Here is a 19414-nt window from a genome sequence, read left to right as displayed (position 1 = left end):
ATTATAACTCTCCGCCGTCAGGGCTTAGGCAGTCTCGGGCAAAGGCGTGCCCCACCAGTTTATGTCCGTACCCGTAGTCCCGATTGCGAGGGGCTGTTGACGAAGGTCTTTTCGATGCAGCGGCGGCGGCACGATCGGTTGGCGCCGGGCGGTTTTCACATCCGAAGCCTCCCATTCCTCGAGGATAAGATGTGCATTGGTGCCGCCATCAGCGAAGCAACTGAGCGCGGCAACCCGCGGCATACCGAACCATGGCTCATTCGTTCGATGGAAGAAGAACGGCGAGCCATCGATCGAATAATGGGTCATGGAATGGGTTCCCGACAAAAAGGGAACGTGCTGTTTGTGCTTCAGCATCAGGGTGAGCTTGATCAGTCCGGCGATCCCTTCGGCGCACAGAGGGTGCCCGATATTGGGTTTGATCGAACCGAGACCGCACGGAGTTTGGCCGGAGGAGCGATAGACCGCCTCAATCGCCTTCAACTCCAGCAAGTCGGTGACCTCCGAGCCGGACCCATTGGCCTCGATGAAGCCGATGTCGCCCGGCGCCTTGCCACTTTTTGCCAAAGCTGCCTGCATCACGGCTTTTTGTGCCTGGATACTGGGGGTGGTCGGGCCCGCGGTCCGTCCGTCATTGTTGATGGCCAGCGCCTTGATCACGGCATAAATCGTATCGCCGTCTTTTTCCGCCTGCGCTCTTGTCTTCAACAGAACGAGACCGGCGCCCTCGCCCAGCACCACGCCTGAAGCGCGCTGATCGAAGATATGGAAAGCCGGCTCAGGACTTAACAGATTACGCTGCTGGAAGATGCGATGCGGAAGGTCATCCGTCAGCAGGTTGACGCCGCCAACCACGGCAAATCCGTTCTCGCCGCTGCGCAGGCTGTCGATCGCCGAATGCATGGCGACCAGCGCGGACGAGCATGCCGTATCGATCACCAGACTGGGGCCTCTCAGATCGAAGAAGTGAGAGACATTCGCCGCCATGTAGTTCTGGCCCCATACGACGATCGGGCTTTTGGCCTGCCGGACGATCGCGTCCGGATCCTGTATCCGGCTGCGGGCGCCCAGATAGACCCCGGTTGCCGTTCCCCTCATCTCCGCCATGGAATATCCGGCATGGCTGAAGAGATTGAGCGTTTCCTCCAGAACCAGCAACGCCTGCGGATCCATCAGCCGGGCATCCGTTTCGGGTATCTGAAAGAAATCCGGATCGAACCGCGTCACCGAGTCCAGCAGGCCGGCATGAAACGAGGATGCATACCCCCAGCGGTCCCGCGGAACGCGAGCGATGGCGTTGCGGCCTTCGGATAGCAGACGCCAGTAGGCGGGCAGATCGTGGGCGCCGGGGAAACGGCATGACATGCCGATGATTGCGATATCGGTCGGCTGAGCTTCGGCTGCAGGTTCGGTCCGCGATGCGAGCATGCTCCGGCGCGCTGCTGCCATGTCATCCGGTGCCATCGACGAAGCCGCTACCTCGGGGGAAGTTTCCACGGCATTCCCGACGCCCAGGATCTTTCGCAAGGACCCCTCATGAGTACCCATGAGCCATGCGGCCAGTGCGTCTATGGTCGAATGGTCGAACAGGACGGAAGGGTCCATCGGCTGGGTGAGCGCTTTGCCGATGGTCCGCGTCAGCTGCGACAGCAGAATTGAATCCACGCCATAGTGATGGAAATCGGTGTCGGTCTGGACTGTTCCGGCGGGAATTTCCAGCTCTTTGCAGAACAGCGCCAAGAGCCAGGTCCGGACAGCTTCCAACGATAGTTCAGGCCCGGCCTGCATCGCCGACACTTCCCTTGCGGCGGGCTGGAGGGGCGCTGTCTCGGCCTCGGTATGCCCGATCCTGCGGTTCATCAATTGTCCGGGTTTCCATTGGTCTGGATTGACCACCGCCGGCAGGACCACAGGCCCCATGTCGGAGGAAAGGATTTGATCCAGGAGTCGAAGCCCTTCCCGATGCGTATGGCTCCGCAGGCCCGTGGACGCATATGCCGCGCTCTTCAGCTCGCCTTTTTCCGATTCTCCCCAATGAGGCCACTGAATGCTGATCATTGGGCAATCGTTCATGTACGCGTATGCCACGTAATCCATGTAGGCATTGGCCATCGCATAATCGCTCTGGCCGGCGCCCAACGTGGGAATGATGCCGGCAACAGATGAGAACAAGATGACGCAACGCAAGGATTTAACGTCAACCTGCGACAGGATCAGATCCAGCCCCGCGATTTTGGGGGACAGAACCTGACGGAAGTCGTCGACGGATTTCCGGATGAAGGCAGGAGTCTCCGTATCCATCATTCCCGCGCAATGGATCAGCCCGCCGATAGGCCCCATGTCCCGACGCACATTGGCCAGGCTTTCACGAACCGTCGTTTCATCCGTCAGCGGAATGGACATCACCCGCACTTCGACGCCCTGTTCCGCCAGCGCCAATATCTCCGACATTTGCCGGGCGCGGGGATGGTTTTGCGCGATGCAATCGGGCCATTCGTGCCGCGGCGGCCACTTTTCCTGCCCGGAAAGCAGCAGTCGGTTGACGCCATGGCGTTTGACGAGGTGCTGCGCGCAGAGCAATCCCAGGCCGCGCGTTCCACCCGTGATCCACACCACCTCCCGCTCGGAAAACCTCGGTTTTCCGCCGCCGGAAGTCGGCGAGACTTCCCTCAGTACCGCCTTATAGCGCTGGCCATTGCGATAGCAGACTTCGGCCATCTGGTCGCGAAGGCTGAACTCGTCCGCGATTTGTTTGGCTAGCGCATGCCCGCTTACATATGGATCTGCATCCATATGACGGCTTTGCAAAGCCGAATATTCGCTCTGCAACATACGATACAGCCCGACACGCGATGCGCCCGACAAGTTGACGACGGAATTGCCATGCGTTTCAAGCCCATGCGAGACACACAGCAGCATGCGCTGCTCTTCAGACTTTTCCGCAACCAGCCGCCGCAGCCATTCCAGCCACTCCAGGGGTTCGTGCCGCCCCCGTCCGCATCCGATCAGATCGATGCAGCCGGCAAAACCGGAAGAGGACAGCCCTGATTGTTTCAACGATGCATGAATATCGTCAGGATTAAGAACCTCACTCGCTGGAAGTATCCGGAGCAATTCCCTGGCCAGGGCTTGCGTTTCCTCGGTCGCCAGGATTGCGATCCTCTTGCCGACCGAAGGATGCGGATTGGCAGAAGCAGGCTCCCATTGTTTCGTCAAATAGCGAAAGTTCGCGTGCTCGGGGTATACTGCCGCGATCGGTTCGGAAATCGCCCTATCCTGCTGCCCTGCTGGTTGCGGCGAACTGTTGGCCTCTTCAGATGTCGACTTTTGGAAAGCGTCGCCCGAAGCCATGTTTGAGGGCATGTTCTGCCAGTATCTTTCCCTGGCGAAAGGATAGGTGGGCAGGCTTATCCGGCGAGGTTTGCCGCCGGGGAGATCGTCATAAAGCTGATGCCAGTCGATCTTGAAGCCTCTGACCCAAAGCGCAAGCAGCTTCGGATATCTGCGCTTGCGCATCCATAGCCCGACCGTCGTTCCGATATCTTCATCTTCGGAAAAGAGCGCAAGGACGTCGTCGTGCGTCTTCGTCTGTCCACGATAGATATTTGCCGCGTCACGTCCGGCCAAAACCGCCTTGCACGTCTCGATGAGATCCGCCCTTGTTTCGACGATCAGACCGATCCGCTCTTCCATTGCCATACGGCCCGTCTGCAGGGTGTAGGCAAGGTCCGCAAGGCTCAAGGATTCATGGTCGGTGACGTGGGTAAGAAGTTGCTCCATCGTCGTCTGAAGCCGTACTTTGTTTCTCGCGGAAAGCACGATCAGGTAAGGCCCCTGTGCCACGTCGGAATTCATCGGACGGAGATCGTCATAGGCTTCCAGAACGACGTGCGCATTGGTGCCGCTGTAACCGAACGAGTTGACTGCGGCCCGGCGCTTTTCGCCCGCGCCCACATCCCATGCCTTGCACTCGGTGTTGATGTGGAAAGGCGAGTGCGCCAAATTGATGTGCTCATTCACCTGCTCGACATGCAGGGTCGGCGGCAACTGGCGATGTTGGAACGCCATCAGCATCTTGATCATTCCGGCGATACCCGCGGCCGCCAGAGTGTGTCCGACATTGCTTTTTACAGATCCCAGCGCACAAAATGCCTGTTTGTCGGTATAGGACTGGAAGGATTGAACCAGCGCATCGACCTCGATCGGATCGCCCAGTTTCGTCCCGGTTCCGTGCATCTCCACATATTGAAGCCCTGACGGATCGATGCCGAACTTGTCGTAAACGTCCCGCTGCAACCGGATCTGCGCTTCCTGGCTCGGTGCCGTGATCCCGTTCGTGCTCCCGTCCTGATTGACACCCCATCCCCGGACGAGGCCGTAGATGATATCGCCGTCCCGTTGCGCGTCCGCCAGCCGCTTCAAGGCGACGACGCCGACCCCCTCGCCGGGGACAAATCCATTGGCACGCTGGTCGAGGGTAAAGCAGCGCCCGTCATTCGAGAGCATGCCCGCCTTGCTCGCCATGATATGAATGGCAGGGCCGGTCAGGACCGAAACACCCCCGGCAAGCGCAAGATCGCTGTCGCCCAGGAGCAGGCTGTTGCAGGCCTGGGCAACGGCGACCAATGAGGCAGAGCATGCGGTATCGATGGTGAGGCACGGCCCCTGCAAATTCAGAAAATAGGCAATCCGGGCAGCAAGGATCGAGGGGCTGGCGCCGATGAAACGCTGGGCATTGATGGCAGAGGCCATCTGGTCCTGCCCATAATTGCCGTAGCCCACGAAGACGCCGCAGCGGCTGCCTGAGATCTTGTCCGTGGCATAGCCGGCATCTTCAAGGCAGCTCCATGCCTCCTCAAGAAACAGTCGCTGCTGAGGGTCCATATGCCGGGCCTCCAGCGGGGAGATGTGGAAGAACATCGGATCAAAGCAATCCGCGTCGTCCAAAGCCCCCATAAACCGGCAATTCGTCTTTCCCGGTGTTTCCTGATTGTCGTCGTAATAGTCGGCCATAGACCAGCGATTTTCCGGGACCTCGCCGATGCAATCCCGCTTGTTCCTTATCGCTTCCCAGAACTCGGATTTGTTGCGGGATTGCGGGAACCGGCAGGACATTCCGATAATCGCAATATCGGTTTCATTCCCGCGGGAAGAGGGCCTGGCAGTTGAAGCCGGCGTAGGATGCGGCGTTTCCTTTTGCAGCGGTCGCGATACGGCGACATCAGCCGCATTGTTGAACAGTCCTTGTTTCTTTCCTTCATCCAGCAAATAGCGGCTGAAAGTCCGCAGGGTGGGATAGGAGAAGAGTTTGGCAGCTGGAACCGGGAGCCCATATGTCTCATTGATCCGGTTCATCCAGCTCACGCCGATGGCGGAGTTCAGACCAAGATCAAAAAACTTGGTTTCGTCCTCAATCTCGGCTTCCTGAATCCCGAGCTCGGCGGCCAGCATCGTTCTGATGGTTCTGGAGAGGATGTCGGGCTGAATCTGGAGCGAGCGAGTTTTGTCCGCGACTTCCCGGGCTGGAGACGGTCTTTCGGCATAAAGAACCGGCGTGCCGTGCTCTACGAGCGGCTTGACGGCGATCAGGCCGACATGCTCGAAACCCCCGGCCATCCGGACACCGTTCACCTCCACGGCCAAACCTTCGAAACCGACCTTTTCCACGTCGAAGCCTGCCGCGATGGATTCTCGGCGAAGAATGTCCGGATCGATCAGGTTGATCGATCCGACGCCCTTCAACGCGTCTACCGCATGTGTGCCGGAATCCCAGGCATGGCCGGCGCCCGCTCCGCTACGCTCAGAAAAGAAGCTTTCGAGATTTGCGATGTATCCCGGCCACAAATCCCCCGCCGCTTTCGCGGCTTCGTAGTCGCTTAACTTTGCGGCCCAGTGCGGGAAATAAGGCGTATCGCAGGTGACGAATAATTTTCCGCCGGGCTGGAGCCAACGGAACAGCTTGGCCATGGTTTCCTGGAGCGCCTCGGGATTGAGGAAATGCAGCACGCGACCGGCATGAATTGCCGCGAAGCGGTTTTCATCGAGATCGAGCGCCGGCAGCATGCCTTGCTGGGTCGAAATCCGGCTTCTGGCTTCGCCGTGCACCTGGTCTGTCAAGATTTCCAGATGCCGAGGATCCATGTCGACAGCGAAAACGCGGGCTCCGCGTTCAAGCGCCGACAAGGACGCCCCTCCGTAGGCGCAGCCCAGATCGAGGACTTCCCCTTCACATTGCCCAGCATAGTCGACGAAGGATTCCGAGCAGGCCAGCAACTGCTTCGTCATCGTCCCCGTGCCGTTCAGCGTCGGGATCATACCCTTGACCTCGTGGGGCATGGCGGCGGAGGCCACCTTGACCTGCGAGGATTGCAGCGCGGCAATGGCGTCCGGCGCCTGAACCCAATATCGAGCCTTCGAGAAAGGATATGTCGGGAGAGGAACCCTTTTCGGCTTGGAAGCGCTGTTTAACTGGCCCCAGTCGAACACCCGCCCCTGCAGCCAGAACTGCGCCAGTTCCCTGAGATCAGCTCGACGGAGCGCGGCTCCATCGAGGCTGACGGCCTCCTCTTCCGATGAACCCCACCAGCAATCATCTGGAAGATTCGCACGGTTGACCACTTGCCGCAATTTCTGGATGAGATCCGGCAGGCTTCTGGCCAAGAGCGCCATGCGGTTCGTCAGGGGCTCTCGCCCGACCTGAAGAGTGTAAGCGACGTCGCCGAGATCGAGGGCTTCCAATCCGAAATATCGGTATTCCTTGGCTTCAAGGTAGTGAAGGAGACGCTCCGCCATTGGCACGAGCTGATCTGCTTTTCGCGCCGAGAGAACGATGAGTTCCTCACCGCCGCCGGATCGAAGTCTCCCGCCGTCCGGGGAAAGATGTTCTTCCAGGATCAGATGGCCCGTTACGCCGCCAAAGCCAAAATTATGAACCCCGATCCGTCGCGGAACTTGTCTGCCTTGCACCCATTTTGACGGCCATGGCTGGTGTCGGCTCAGAACCTCGCATGAGAACGGCTCGTCGTCCGGCTCCCAGTTCAGCGCCTTGAAGTTCGCGACCTTGATAAGCTGATTGTTTTGCAGCGACAACAGAGCCTTGATGCTGGCGAGAACTCCTGACGCTCCGGCGAAATGCCCCATATGACCTTTGATCGTGCCGATAGGCACCGGCCTGGCCTGCCGTGCGAAGACCTGATGATAGGCTTTGAGTTCAACGATATCCGTAACCGGATTGGCCGTACCCTGCCCTTCGATATAGTCGATGTCAGAGGGGTGCAGCCGCGCTTGCTGCAATGCTTCCTCGATGACCTCCCGATGCGAGATCGGGTTGGGGAAGGTCAGCATCACACCTTGCCCGCCATGCCGGACCGACATGCCTTTGATGACGCCGTAAATATGGTCGCCGTCGCGCTCTGCGGATGCGAGGGGCTTCAACAGAACCAGACCCAAGCCGTCGCTGAAAAAATGACCCGTGGCGTCCCGGTCGAAGGGTTTGACATGGTCTTCGCCGGTGAACAGTCCCAGCTTGCGGTTGCAGATGAAAACGTCAGGCGCCAGAACCAGATTCACCCCGCCGGCCAAGGCCAACTCGGCATCGCCATTCTGCAAACTTCTGAGCGCCGCGTGCAGCGCCGTAAAGGAGCTTGAGCACGCCGTATCGACCGCTAGCGTCGGACCCTTCCAGCCGAAATAATGCGAGACCCGGTTGACCAGCATCGCATGGCTGTTTCCGGTATTTAGATATCCATCGACCGGATTGCCCAACGACCGGATCTTGTTCGCATAGTCCTGCCGCTCGACGCCGATGAAGCATCCGACTTTCTGTCCGAACAAGGCGCTCTTGGCATAGCCTGCATTTTCCAGGGTTTCCCACGCAGCCTCGAGCAAAAGACGATGCTGCGGGTCCAGCAGGATTGCTTCTCGTGGAGACAGCTTGAAATGCAAGGGGTCGAAATCGCCTACATCATCGATGAAGGCGCCACGGTGACAATCCGTTTTATCCGCCTGTTCCGGATCGCCGTCATAGTCTTTCCAGGACCAGCGATCCTCGGGGATCGATGTGATCGGCGATTTATCTTCGAGCAGATTGCGCCAGAATTCGCCCAGGTCCCGCGCGCCGGGCAATTTGCCGCCCAGCCCGATAATGGCGATATCCTGTGTGTCGGAAACAGGCGGAACGGATATCGGCATCGGATCGTCTTTAACAGATCTGTCCGTTTCCTCGCGGCGCGGTACAGACGGTGCCGGACGTTTCGTCTCTTTGGCCGGCAATCGCTGATACATGAAAGCGCTCAGCGATTTCAGCGTTGCATGCTCCATAAAGGTCGAAGGCGCCAGACGAATGCCGTACTCGTCCGTGATCTTTTGGGAAAAGGCCGTCAGAGTAACCGAGCTGAAGCCATAATTGCTCAGGTTCTGCTCCAGCCCGATCTCTTGGGGGTCCAGCTTCAGCGTTTTTGCCAGCAGGCGTTTGATTTCGTCCGAAAACACCGCTTCGGCCACAATGCTGTCGTTGCTTTCACCCGCAATCGAATGAACCTCGACCGCATCCGTCTCTCCATGCGCCGGTTTGATGAACTGCGTTTCCCAGGACAGCACGATGGGGTCACTGCGATAATTTTGTGCCTGTCGATAGTCGTCGGCGGTAATCTCCTGACGTTCCAGCAAGTCAGGCATGGCCGGATCACCCAAGCCGGCTAACAACCGATACTTCACCTTCTGCAATGCTGGGTCCTGATCATCCTGCGGAATGAAGGAACGCTGGATGGATCTGGAGAGTACGCTCTGCGCCTCCGGGGCGGCGTGAGGGCCACGTAAACGGTACATCGGCGGGAAAGATGGCGTATTCAGGCAACGCCAGAATGCCTCGAACTCCTGTTCCGGTCTCGGTAACAGACCCAGTTTCAATCCGATCATGACATTGGACAGCGGTGCGACCACGATATCCCGCTTGTCAATTCGGTGCTCAAGCTCTTGCTGGCTGAACTGATAGTGACCGGAGATGACCTGCGCGTACCAGCGCGCCACCATCTCCAGATACGGCAGCGTGCCGGTCGTTCCCACGTTTTGAATGCCATATGCATTCACAAGGCTTGGGTTGCGATGGTAAAACAGCCCCATCGCGAAATCGTCTTGCATCGAGAACTGTTTTACGTGCTCGAAAGACTTAGCGTCATCGTAGCCGGTGCACATGACCACCATATCGAGGTCTTTGACTTCCGTTCCGGACGCCTTGAAGACGCATCCGCTCGCGGTAAATCGCGCTATGTCTTCCACAAAGGTCTGGATCGCCCCATCCGCCACGCGCTGGATGACGCCGTCGTTGATATGCACGAAGGGGTTGGCCCTGAAATCCTCGACATCAGGAAACAAGCCGCTTTTTTGATAAGCGGCGTAATAGTCCGGCATCGAATTTTTCAGACGCTCCATGATAATGCTGTTATCCGGCGATATCAGCAGGTTGGCTGGAGAGATGAAATCATTCGGCAAATAGCCGACCATGCGCGGCAGGACGAATTTCAGCGAGCGCATCGACCAATAAGTTGCGCGAGCGACATGGCTGGCTTCCTCGGCGATATCCATGCCGCTGACACCATTGCCGACCACCAGAACACGCTTGCCCTCAAAAATGCGGTTGTCGAAATACTGGCCTGAATGCAGCACTTCTCCCTGGAAATCGCTAAGCCCATTTACAGCAGGCAAAGCAGGATGGTGATACCGGCCGTGGCACAAGGCGACCCCATCGAAGTGATCAACATGGTGCTCGTTTCCCCGTCTTACCTCCACGCGCCATTGTTCGCCCGCTTCTGCGACAGCGACGACCCTGCTGCGGTAGTTAATCCTTCGCTTGAGATCAAATCTTTCCGCATATGCCTCAAGATAATCGCGGACCTGCGTGACGCCTGGGAAAAGCCCGTGCTCCGCAGTGGCAGGAAAATCGGAAAAGAAGCTGGTGTCGGCGGAATTCTGGAACCGGGTATTCTTATAAGCCCCCGAGTTCTTATGCTCCTTTAAATTCCACACGCCACCGAAGGTATCTCCCGCCTCATAGACGACCGGTTCGTGACCCTCTTCAAGCAGTGATTTGGCCATCACCAATCCAGCGGGACCGGCACCCACAACACAAATACGCTTTTTCGCGCCAGATCGTTTCATCGGTGTATTGATCTCCGCGGCCGATGGATTTTCCCTGCCTGCCCAATATGCTTTTCGTTCGAACGGATAGGTGGGCAAGGCGACTTTCTTGACCGTGTCGTCTCGTTCAAAACTCGCCCAAGGAAGCTGAGCACCATTGATCCAGGCACGCGCAATTGCCTCAAAATCCCGGCTGGACCAGGCTTCAGCGAAATCGCTTTCGGATGCATCACGATGGACAAGCTTTTCAGGAGCCGTACCGGACAGGACCTTCGCTGCCTGAGAATCAACGCCATTGATGAAGTTCACCAAGCCGTGGGTTAATTCATCCGGATTACCTGCCAGAATGGCCACGCGCTCCCTCATCGCCTCCCGACCGACCTGAAGCGTGTAAGCCAGATCACGCAAAGCAGTCCGTGGGTGAGCCTGAATGAAGGTTCGCAGATTTTCGGCCATCACCTTCAGGCGGTCTTTGGTCCTCGCCGACAGAATGATGATTTGCGGTGACGTACCAGGGGCCTGTGCAAGTGATTGCACACCCTCTGAGGGGTATTCTTCAAGAACAAGATGGGCGCTGGCACCAAAGCCATAGCTATTTATGCTTGCCCTACGAGGCAGTGCCTGTCCCGCGTCATCGTTTCGCACGGACCAGGGCTGGCTGTAACGGACAATCTGGAAGGGGGTTCCAGTGAGGGAGAGACCTTCATGCAGCCCCGAGAAGCGGGCAAGCGCCGGAATGACCTGCTGCCGCAAAGCCAAAGCCACCTTCATCAAAGCAGCCATGCCTGAAACGATTTCCCCATGCCCCATGGTCGGCTTCAAACAACTGAGATAGCAGACAGGTGCAGCATCGACGCCCGTCCGATACCGCTCAGCCATGTTCTTGTATCCGGATTTTAGCGCATCGATTTCAATGCTATCGCCGACGGGAGACGCGATACCGTGGGTTTCGATATAGGCCACGGTTCTCGGGTCGACATCGGCTACGGTGTAGGCACGGATCATGGCCGACTTCATGCCTTCGCCGTTCGGAGAGGTCAGCGACATGCCCTTGCCGCCATGAGACACGCCCGAACCTTTCAGCAGGGCATAGACAAGGTCTCCATCCGCCAAAGCCTTACTCAGCGGCTTCAGCACCACGACCCCGACGCCTTCCGCCCGCAGATAACCGCTCGCGCCGACTTGGAAGGATTTCACTTCATTTTGCGTCGACAGCAGCCCCATGGCTTCGTATCGGCTGAAGCCTTTGGGCGAGAGCAACAGGTTCACCCCACCGACGATGGCTTGCTCGCATTCGCCGGCGCGCATCGACTGGATGGCACGATGTATCGCGACCAGCGACGAAGAGCAGGTGGTTTCACACAGCTCGCTGGGTCCATGCAGATTCAAAGTATAGGATATGCGGCTGGGGATCATCGCGGTTGCTTCGGAGGTGATCCCGTACACACTGTCTTCCGCGTCGACCGCGATGCAATCCCTGTATTCTCCCGCCGACGCGGCGATAAACACCCCGGTTGTTTGCTGCGACAGGCTGGAAGGCGCAATGCCGGCATGCTCCAGAGCCAACCAGCTATAGGTCATCAGCAGCCGCTGCTGCGGGTCCATCAGCTCCGCTTCACGGGGCGCGATACCAAAGAACAATGGGTCGAATTCGTCGATGCCCTCGATAAATCCTCCCCATTTGATTCTGGTTCTTCCCCTCTCCTTTACCGGGTCTCCATAGTGGTCTTTCCAGCTCCAGCGCGTTTCGGGAACCTCGACAATGCAGTTTCGGCCCTGCTCGACATTCTCCCAGAACGTCTCCAGGTCTTCCGCGCCGGGGAATTTACCCGCCATGCCAACGATCGCGATGGAGTCCGTCTCATCCCTGTCATCTATGATTGACCTTGGATGATCTTCTCGGCTTGGGAGGATGCGGCTTTCCCTGTCTTCCGCGACGCTCGATATATATCGGCTGAGCGCCGAGATCGTCGTATGGGAAACCAGCGTAGCCAGCGTCATATCGCAGCCAAAAGCCCGATTGATCCGTTCAACCAGGGCGGTAGCGGACACCGAGGTGCCGCCAATCTCGAAGAAGCCGTCGTCCGTACCGATGTTGCCGATATGAAGGGTATCTTTCCATATCGACCAGATCCGCCTTTCCAATGCCGATTCAGGCGGCGGCAGCGTTTCGGACCGGGACAGCTCCAGTTCACGCTCCATCAGCGCCTTGCGATCGGTCTTCCCGTTCGGCGTCAACGGCAGGGCCTGCAGGTGAACGAACAGGTGGGGCACCATATAGTCGGGAAGATGCTCCTTGAGATGCTTCCGCAATGATTGCGGCTCCAGCTCCTCGGACGCCATGTAGTAGCACACCAGATGCTGTGTCTCTTCATGGGTCTTCACCACCACCACGCCGTCTCCGATCGCAGGATGTTGATTGAGCCGTGCCTCGATCTCACCGAGCTCGATCCGGAATCCTCGAATTTTCACCTGGTGATCGATACGGCCGAGGTAATCGATGGTCCCATCGGCACGCCAACGCGCGAGATCGCCCGTCCGGTAAAGCTTCGACTCTCCAGGAAAGGGATTGGCTATGAATTTTTCAGCGGTGATATCAGGCCGGTTCCAGTAGCCTTTCGCCAGGCCGTCTCCCGCGATGCAAAGCTCGCCAGCAGCGCCAACGGGAACGGGTCGGAACGTCTGGTCGACAATGTAGATTTGTGTATTGGCGATCGGCTTGCCGATGTTGACGTGGCCCTCGTGGTCGAGATGCCGCAACGTCGACCAGATCGTCGTCTCGGTCGGCCCATACATATTCCAGACATCACAATTTGCGGCGATGAACTTGCGCCTCAATGTATCCGGAAGAGCCTCTCCTCCGCACAGGATCTTCAGTCGCTCTTCGTTGTCCCATCCGGCATGAAACAACATGGTCCAGGTCGCCGGCGTTGCCTGCATCACCGACGGCCTGATCCTGCGGATTTCCTGCAGCAACCTTTTGCCGTCCCGAGCGACATCCTCGCTGCAAATGAAGCACTGGCCGCCCTTCAACAGAGGCAGATACAGTTCCAGTCCCGAGATATCGAAGCAATAGGTGGTGACCGCCAGAAGCTTGTCCGTACTTTGCAGTCCGGGTTGCTCACCCATCGAAACAAGGAAATTGGTCAGCGCCCGGTGAGGAATCATCACGCCTTTGGGCCTGCCCGTACTCCCTGATGTATACATCAGGTAAGCAAGATCATCGGGCTGCACATCTTTTCGCAGCGCGCCGGCTCCCTGGATGTCGCAATCGCTCGCATCCCAGTCACGATCCAGCGCGACGGCTTGTACTTTCTCTCCCACCCATGCCTTCATATCGGGGACAAGATGTTGCTGGGTCAGGATAAGCTGAACGCCGCTATCCTCCGCCATATACTTCAACCGGTCTACCGGATAATCAGGCCCCAAAGGCACATAGGCCCCGCCCGACTTGAGAATTCCCAGAAGCCCGACGACCATATCCAGAGAGCGCTCGACGCAGAGGCCAACCAGAACACCGGGACAAACTCCCCTTGACCGCAACCATTTTGCAAGCAAGTCGCTTCGATGATTCAAGTCCCGATAGGTGAGATGTTGCTCTCCGAAGAAAATTGCCGGTTTATCAGGTGTTCTTACCGACTGGATCTCGAACAGTTCGTGAAAACACGTATTTGCGGGATATTCATACTTCGTTTTGTTCCATTCATGAATCACATCCTGCAGATCTTTGTCCGGCAGAATGGAATGATCCTCCGGAAACAGGTCCGGCGCCGCCAAAATGGATTCAAGCAAACGAAAATACTGATGCTGGATTCGCTCGACGGTAGGAGCATCAAATAAGCTTGCATCGTATCTCAGATAAAAAACAAAAGAATCGTCCTGCTCGATCACCTCGAGGAACAATTCATATCGAGGGGACTGTGCTGCATTCAGAACGTGTAAGGAGGTGCCCGGTTCATCGTTCGCCGATCGATAGGAAAAGAGAATTTGAAAATCGGCGCCGTTCGACAGAAAGACGGCATTTGTTTCCGATGTGGGCGTTGTTTTTTCGGAAAGAGACGCGCGGATATGTTCAAGTAAATTCCGGAAAGATCTGCTGCCGATGTCTTCCGTCCCGACCGGCAAGATATCGGCGGACATGTCGCTTACTTTGCCGCCCCGATGAGGAGCCAGCATACCGATCACAATATCCGACTGAGCCGTATAGCGGCTTAAATAGACCTGAAGCGCACCGAGGAAGATAGCGTCAGGCGCATCCCTATAGAGAACCGAAAAATCACACACGCTTTGGTACAATTTATCCGGAAGAACAGATCTGAGATATCGAGGAATCCCGGCAGTCGACGACCGTGGACGATCAGTAGGCACATCTGACATCTGAACTCCATGCGACGAGAGAGCTTAAGATCGAATACGCGACGCCAACCGCGTATCGAGATGTTGGAGCTTACGGCGCCATCAGATTACTTCGGTCCGTAGAACGATTTGGAACGTACGCAGGATCGACGACATGGATAGGCCTGCCCGAAAAAATAGACGTGATTTTAGCGCTCGACGGATAGAATCGGCGCTCTTGTCATGAGGGGTAAGCACTTTAGCAGCGGTGTATGTAACCGCCGTTATAGGACGGTCTAACAGCCCAACAATCTGGGGAGGCACCCTGAGAGAATTCGCTTTCATTTGTGAAGATCGCGCATATCGCCCTCGGCCGCATTGCAATTTTGTCGCTTTACAGGCGCGACGAGACAAAATGATAAAATGCTCCCGCAAAAGGCGATAACCTCCCGCGGAAACAAGGCCTGCAAGCGGTGAAAATCTTGAAATCTGCCGACGGCAATACCGACTTACAGATGCTTTCATCATGAGGCCCCTACAAAGATAAAAGATGGAAGAAATCAGATTAGCTATCCGGACTTAAAGAGAGACCACATCTTCACTTCTAGGCTTTGACACAGAAGCGGACCGGCTTAATACCAATTGTGAACTAGAAGGAACATTATTATTATCAATGGATCTAATACACGTTTATTGGATGCTTTTCGTATGCCTACTCATTGAAAACATGGAGAAATATTCGATCAATAAGCGGGCGATCAATTTTTCTTGAAGTCTCGGTTAAGTGTCTTCGGGAATAAACCCGTGCAACCACCGTTCAAAACAGCACATCGTTTTTGGGTCCCATGTCATTTTGGGTCATTCTCGATTTAAGTGCGTTTTGGGGTCTTGATGGAAACGAACTTGCGACTATTCCGTCGCCAACTTTTTGAAATCCCGCGTCTTCGCCCTCATCACGGAGAGATGAGGATAAGATCTGCGATATCCCTTGGCCGTGGCCCCTTGCCGCTGCTCGTGATCCGCTTGGATGTGTAGTTTCATGGACTTTCAGTGTTCCTCACTCCAAGGCGGAATCTATCAGAGCACGCCGACAATTTTAAACCTACCTATCGGTAAGGCTCGCTTAACCCATTGGATATGTTACCGCGCGAACGTTCGTCACTACAGACCGCACACATCCGGCATTTGCGCCAATGAACAGCTGGATTGGCTCGAAATGACCATGCCTTCCATTGCTAGGGAGGACGACATGGCATCTCTGGTGAGCTGCAACTTCTGCAATACAGTCTCCCAGCACTCGTAATTCAATATAGAGCTGCGGCCACAAGGCGCATCCGGTAAAAATACCAGTGGTATGCACTCGCGGAATGATCCGGGTTGAATGTTAATGCATGCTGGGCTTGAAGCGCTTGGGTTTGGTGGTCCAGCTTGGAGCAATAGCCTCCGACGTTGGTGAGGCTGTTTTGGCCCACCGAAGTGACTGCACCGGCAGCATATTCCGTCGGCGTCAAATAGCCAGCGACCGCGCGAGGACGACTTTCATTGTATTCCCTTTGCCAGGCCTCAATCTGCATCTTGGTGTCGGATATCTGCGCGATCTTGCGACACGATCGGAGCGTGGCGAGTTTTCACTTGGGCCCATGCTGATTGCGCTCCTGAAAACCAATGGCGAGGGAGTACCTCGTCTCACGCAATGCGAGCCGTTCGCTGAAATCTCTCGTCATTTTTGTCTGGTGCCGCAGCTTCAAAGCGCTGAGGCGAGAAATTGTCAGCCTTTTTTTGGTTTATTTTACATAAGTTACAATGGCTTATTGGGCTTGACGGCAATCTTGTAGATGCCTTTTATAGTTCATTGAGGATTGACGAGAGACCCGCTGAGAGATTTCCTCCACAGTCGGCCGCTGCCAACACGGCGACAGCCGGAGCTCGAGAGCTTTCGCCAGGATCAGTATCAGACGTCCGAACTTAGCGAGCAAGTGCCAACAGAAGAATCGGCGGGTGAGGATGACACTGGAAGAGTTAGCTGATCAGTACCGTCCGTCGTTGGTAGACGAATCCGTAGGGGTGCGGAGGAGCTGGGAGGAAATGTTCACGTACACGTTTAAGCACTACTCTAAGGACACCGACTTACATGCTACCGATCTCAATGTTCTATCGGAACGCCTCTCTTCTGCTGGGATGCATCAAGCTATGGTCGCTGGATATTTGAAACGCTGGCGAGAGCTGCTCGGGCAAGTGGGTGCACTTTAGGTCAAGCGTTTGGCGCGATCAGGGCACGCTCGAACTGGGCGACGGCGCCGAGTAGTTTCTTTCACATCAGAGGCAGGCCAAGGGCATAACCTGCCGTTCCCGTCCTCGAATGGATGCTTTCGAAATACAAATGGCCTATGCCGGCCCGTGTCAGAGCGGATAGGGGGCTTTCACCGTTTGGCGCTGATCTGTTGAACCACTCCACGTAGGCGGCCATTTCCGCTGGCACCTGCCTTGATGGTGGGGCTTCAAAGCGGACGGTTGGGATCACACTGCAACGGTGGCATATTGACCATCAAACCTTCTAAATAATCAGGCGCGCCGGCCGCCGTTCTTCCGTGCGGCGTTACCGAAGACGATTCATAGAGAATTTTCCAGGACGAGAACGGCAAATTACCGCAGTGATGCGCTCGCCGATGTAAGGTGTTCTCGGACGTTCGCTGAACGAGAGCAAATGGCCGTAATTTGCGACTGTCGCGCTGCGACCCAACATTGTCCGGCTCAGAAGCAATCAAAGTTCTGGTCTGAAGCTTGCTGAGTGATAAAGAGGTGGCGGAGATGGAAGAGGCCGGATTCACGCCGAAAATTCTCCTATTTCACCAATGGCGCAGACTGTCGGCAGCTATCATCAGCCCTTTGGATCGACGTCCGCGGCAGGCGCAGCAGCATCACGACGATTCTTCGGGAACAGCGGCGTAATGTTAGACACGTCATCGCCCTTGTCGCTGATGCCGACTTCGCGGCGGCGGTTCCGAGCATCCGCAATCGTCTGGATCCGGTTTTCGAATTCGAGACGGGGGTCGTAGTAGATGGGCCGTTCAGGTTTCGGGAGCTCATATTCCGCGGAAATTGTTTGGATCAGGTCCAGCGCTCTGAGGGCCAGCCGGGAAAAGTCCTCTTCGCGGTGCTCGAACAGATCGCCGAAAGCAGGCGGCACGATATCCAGGGAATCAAGTGCATCAAGAACGTTGCGGATGCGGTTCGGCATCCACAAGAGCTGTTCAACGACGTCGGGACGAATGATACTCCACTCTGCATCTCTTGGCAGGTCGAGGCGTGGATCCTCCACATGGAAAACGAATTCTGAGGGATCGGATGGGTTGAACTCAGGCGTATCGTTGATCGCCGCTTGGCAGGTGCCGACGAAATCGTCGAGCGCGATTACGGTACGGAGAGCGAGATGGCGAACTTCACCTGCTGCTGCCTCGCTCCGCTTCGGTCGTGTTATAGCCCGTGAGGAAACCGTCGACATCAGCCATCCGGCAACGACGCCTGCCAAAGTGAGACCAGCGCCTACCAAGAGAGACCCAGTTCCGCTGCCCAGAAACTCGTTCAATATAAAGCCCTGCGTTTTAGAGATGCTCAATATCTAGTAGGCGGCGCGTATCACAACAAGGGGGGGTGCACGACGAACCGGCGCCAGGAACTCTTATTCACATCGTTTCGATGCTGGCGTGCTCGGGGTTTTTTCCCAATGCAACCGCGTGCTCAAGAAGGAACGAGGCCAAAGCGCCTCGCCTCGTCTAGCAGCGCCGTGATGAAAGATGGCTGCCACTTCCGAGCCGGGGAGATGGGGGCAGAGCCTTCCTTCCCCGCTCAAAGGAAAGATCTCGCCGGCGCCGGCGTCATGATGCCGCTTCAGCGGTCTGAAAGAGTAATCCTCGCCGACATCGATGAAACCCACATTGCCACGCGTATAGACACCCAGATGGGTAGGGTATTCGTTCTGCTAATCCGGACCGCCGGTTTAGCCGCTTTCCTGTTTAGATCTCCATCTGCGCCTTCGAGGAGAAGGGCGGCATTCTGACCAGATCTTGGCAGACCCCATCAGCGCTGGGGTGCAATCAAAGCACGACGACCTTTGTACCCACGCCGACCCGGCCATAGAGATCCATCACATCCGGATTTGCCATGCGGATGCAACCAGAAGATACCGCCTTGCCGATCGAATTGGGCTCGTTGGTGCCATGGATGCGGTAGAGGGTGGAACCGAGATAGAGCGCTCTTGCTCCGAGAGGATTATTGAGGCCGCCATCCATGCGGTCAGGTAATTCTGGTCGACGAGCGATCATTTCCTTGGGCGGTGTCCAGGTCGGCCATTCTGCTTTGCGGCTGATCGTCTCCGTGCCCTTCCAGGCGAAGCCCTGCTTGCCAACACCGATGCCGTATTTGAGAGCAGTTCCGTCGTTGAGCACCAGATAGAGGCGCTTCTCCTTGGTGGAGATCACGATGGTGCCAGGGTCGTAGCCAGAAAAGGAGACAACCGTGCGCGGGATGGACGACCGCGCCAGGCTCGCCCGCTTGTCATCCTTGACGCCAGAATTGAGTTGGGGAGAGATCGCGCCTCGATCGATCGAAGCCCGCCGTTGTGGACGGGGTCGCGACGGGAAATCGCCGTCTTCGTCGTCATAATAGCCATAGGGATCATCACCCCGATAGTAATAGTCGTCGAGACGACGATCGTCGCGATAGCGCGGCGGCGCGTCTCGCAAATGGCGCTGAACAGTGTAGCCGTCGTCCGGTCCGTCGCCATAATCCGGCAAATACCGCCATTCCTGGGCATGCACCGAGATGCTTGTCATCAGTACGGCCAGAGCGGGCAAAAGGATCAATCTTAAAGTCTTCATGTCTCAACCAACTTCCCGAACAACGCACGGGGCTGCGCCCCGCGTCGACGGGGTATGCTTGCCATCGA

General features: G+C 56.7%; 4 protein-coding genes and 1 pseudogene. 1 reads left to right on the top strand and 4 read right to left on the bottom strand.

Going from position 1 to position 19414, the window contains the following annotated elements:
• Positions 1-24: 24 nt before the first annotated feature.
• On the bottom strand, positions 25-14511 hold the full coding sequence (locus HB780_RS13495; protein WP_183688478.1) for a non-ribosomal peptide synthetase: 14487 nt from the start codon (positions 14509-14511) through the stop codon (positions 25-27).
• Positions 14512-15860: 1349 nt separating this feature from the next.
• On the opposite strand from HB780_RS13495, the gene HB780_RS13490 reads away from it, so the two are divergent.
• Positions 15861-16304 (top strand): hypothetical protein, encoded by a 444-nt coding sequence (locus HB780_RS13490; protein ID WP_183689726.1) that lies wholly within the window; start codon positions 15861-15863, stop codon positions 16302-16304.
• A gap of 501 nt (positions 16305-16805) precedes the next feature.
• On the opposite strand, the pseudogene HB780_RS33505 reads toward HB780_RS13490, so the two are convergent.
• The 3 genes and pseudogenes from HB780_RS33505 to HB780_RS13475 all read right to left on the bottom strand — a co-directional run.
• Positions 16806-16984, bottom strand: a pseudogene (locus tag HB780_RS33505) (Fic family protein); the annotation flags it as partial.
• Positions 16985-17347: 363 nt separating this feature from the next.
• Positions 17348-18055, bottom strand: coding sequence for a hypothetical protein (locus HB780_RS13480; protein WP_183688476.1), 708 nt, complete (start codon positions 18053-18055; stop codon positions 17348-17350).
• A 508-nt stretch (positions 18056-18563) separates the two neighbouring features.
• On the bottom strand, positions 18564-19211 hold the full coding sequence (locus HB780_RS13475; protein ID WP_435693887.1) for a L,D-transpeptidase: 648 nt from the start codon (positions 19209-19211) through the stop codon (positions 18564-18566).
• Positions 19212-19414 lie beyond the last annotated feature (203 nt).

Source organism: Rhizobium lusitanum, assembly GCF_014189535.1.
Taxonomy (GTDB): Bacteria; Pseudomonadota; Alphaproteobacteria; order Rhizobiales; family Rhizobiaceae; genus Rhizobium; species Rhizobium lusitanum_C.
The sequence above is the reverse complement of the archived record's forward strand: the minus strand, read 5'-3'. Positions and strand labels throughout refer to the sequence as shown.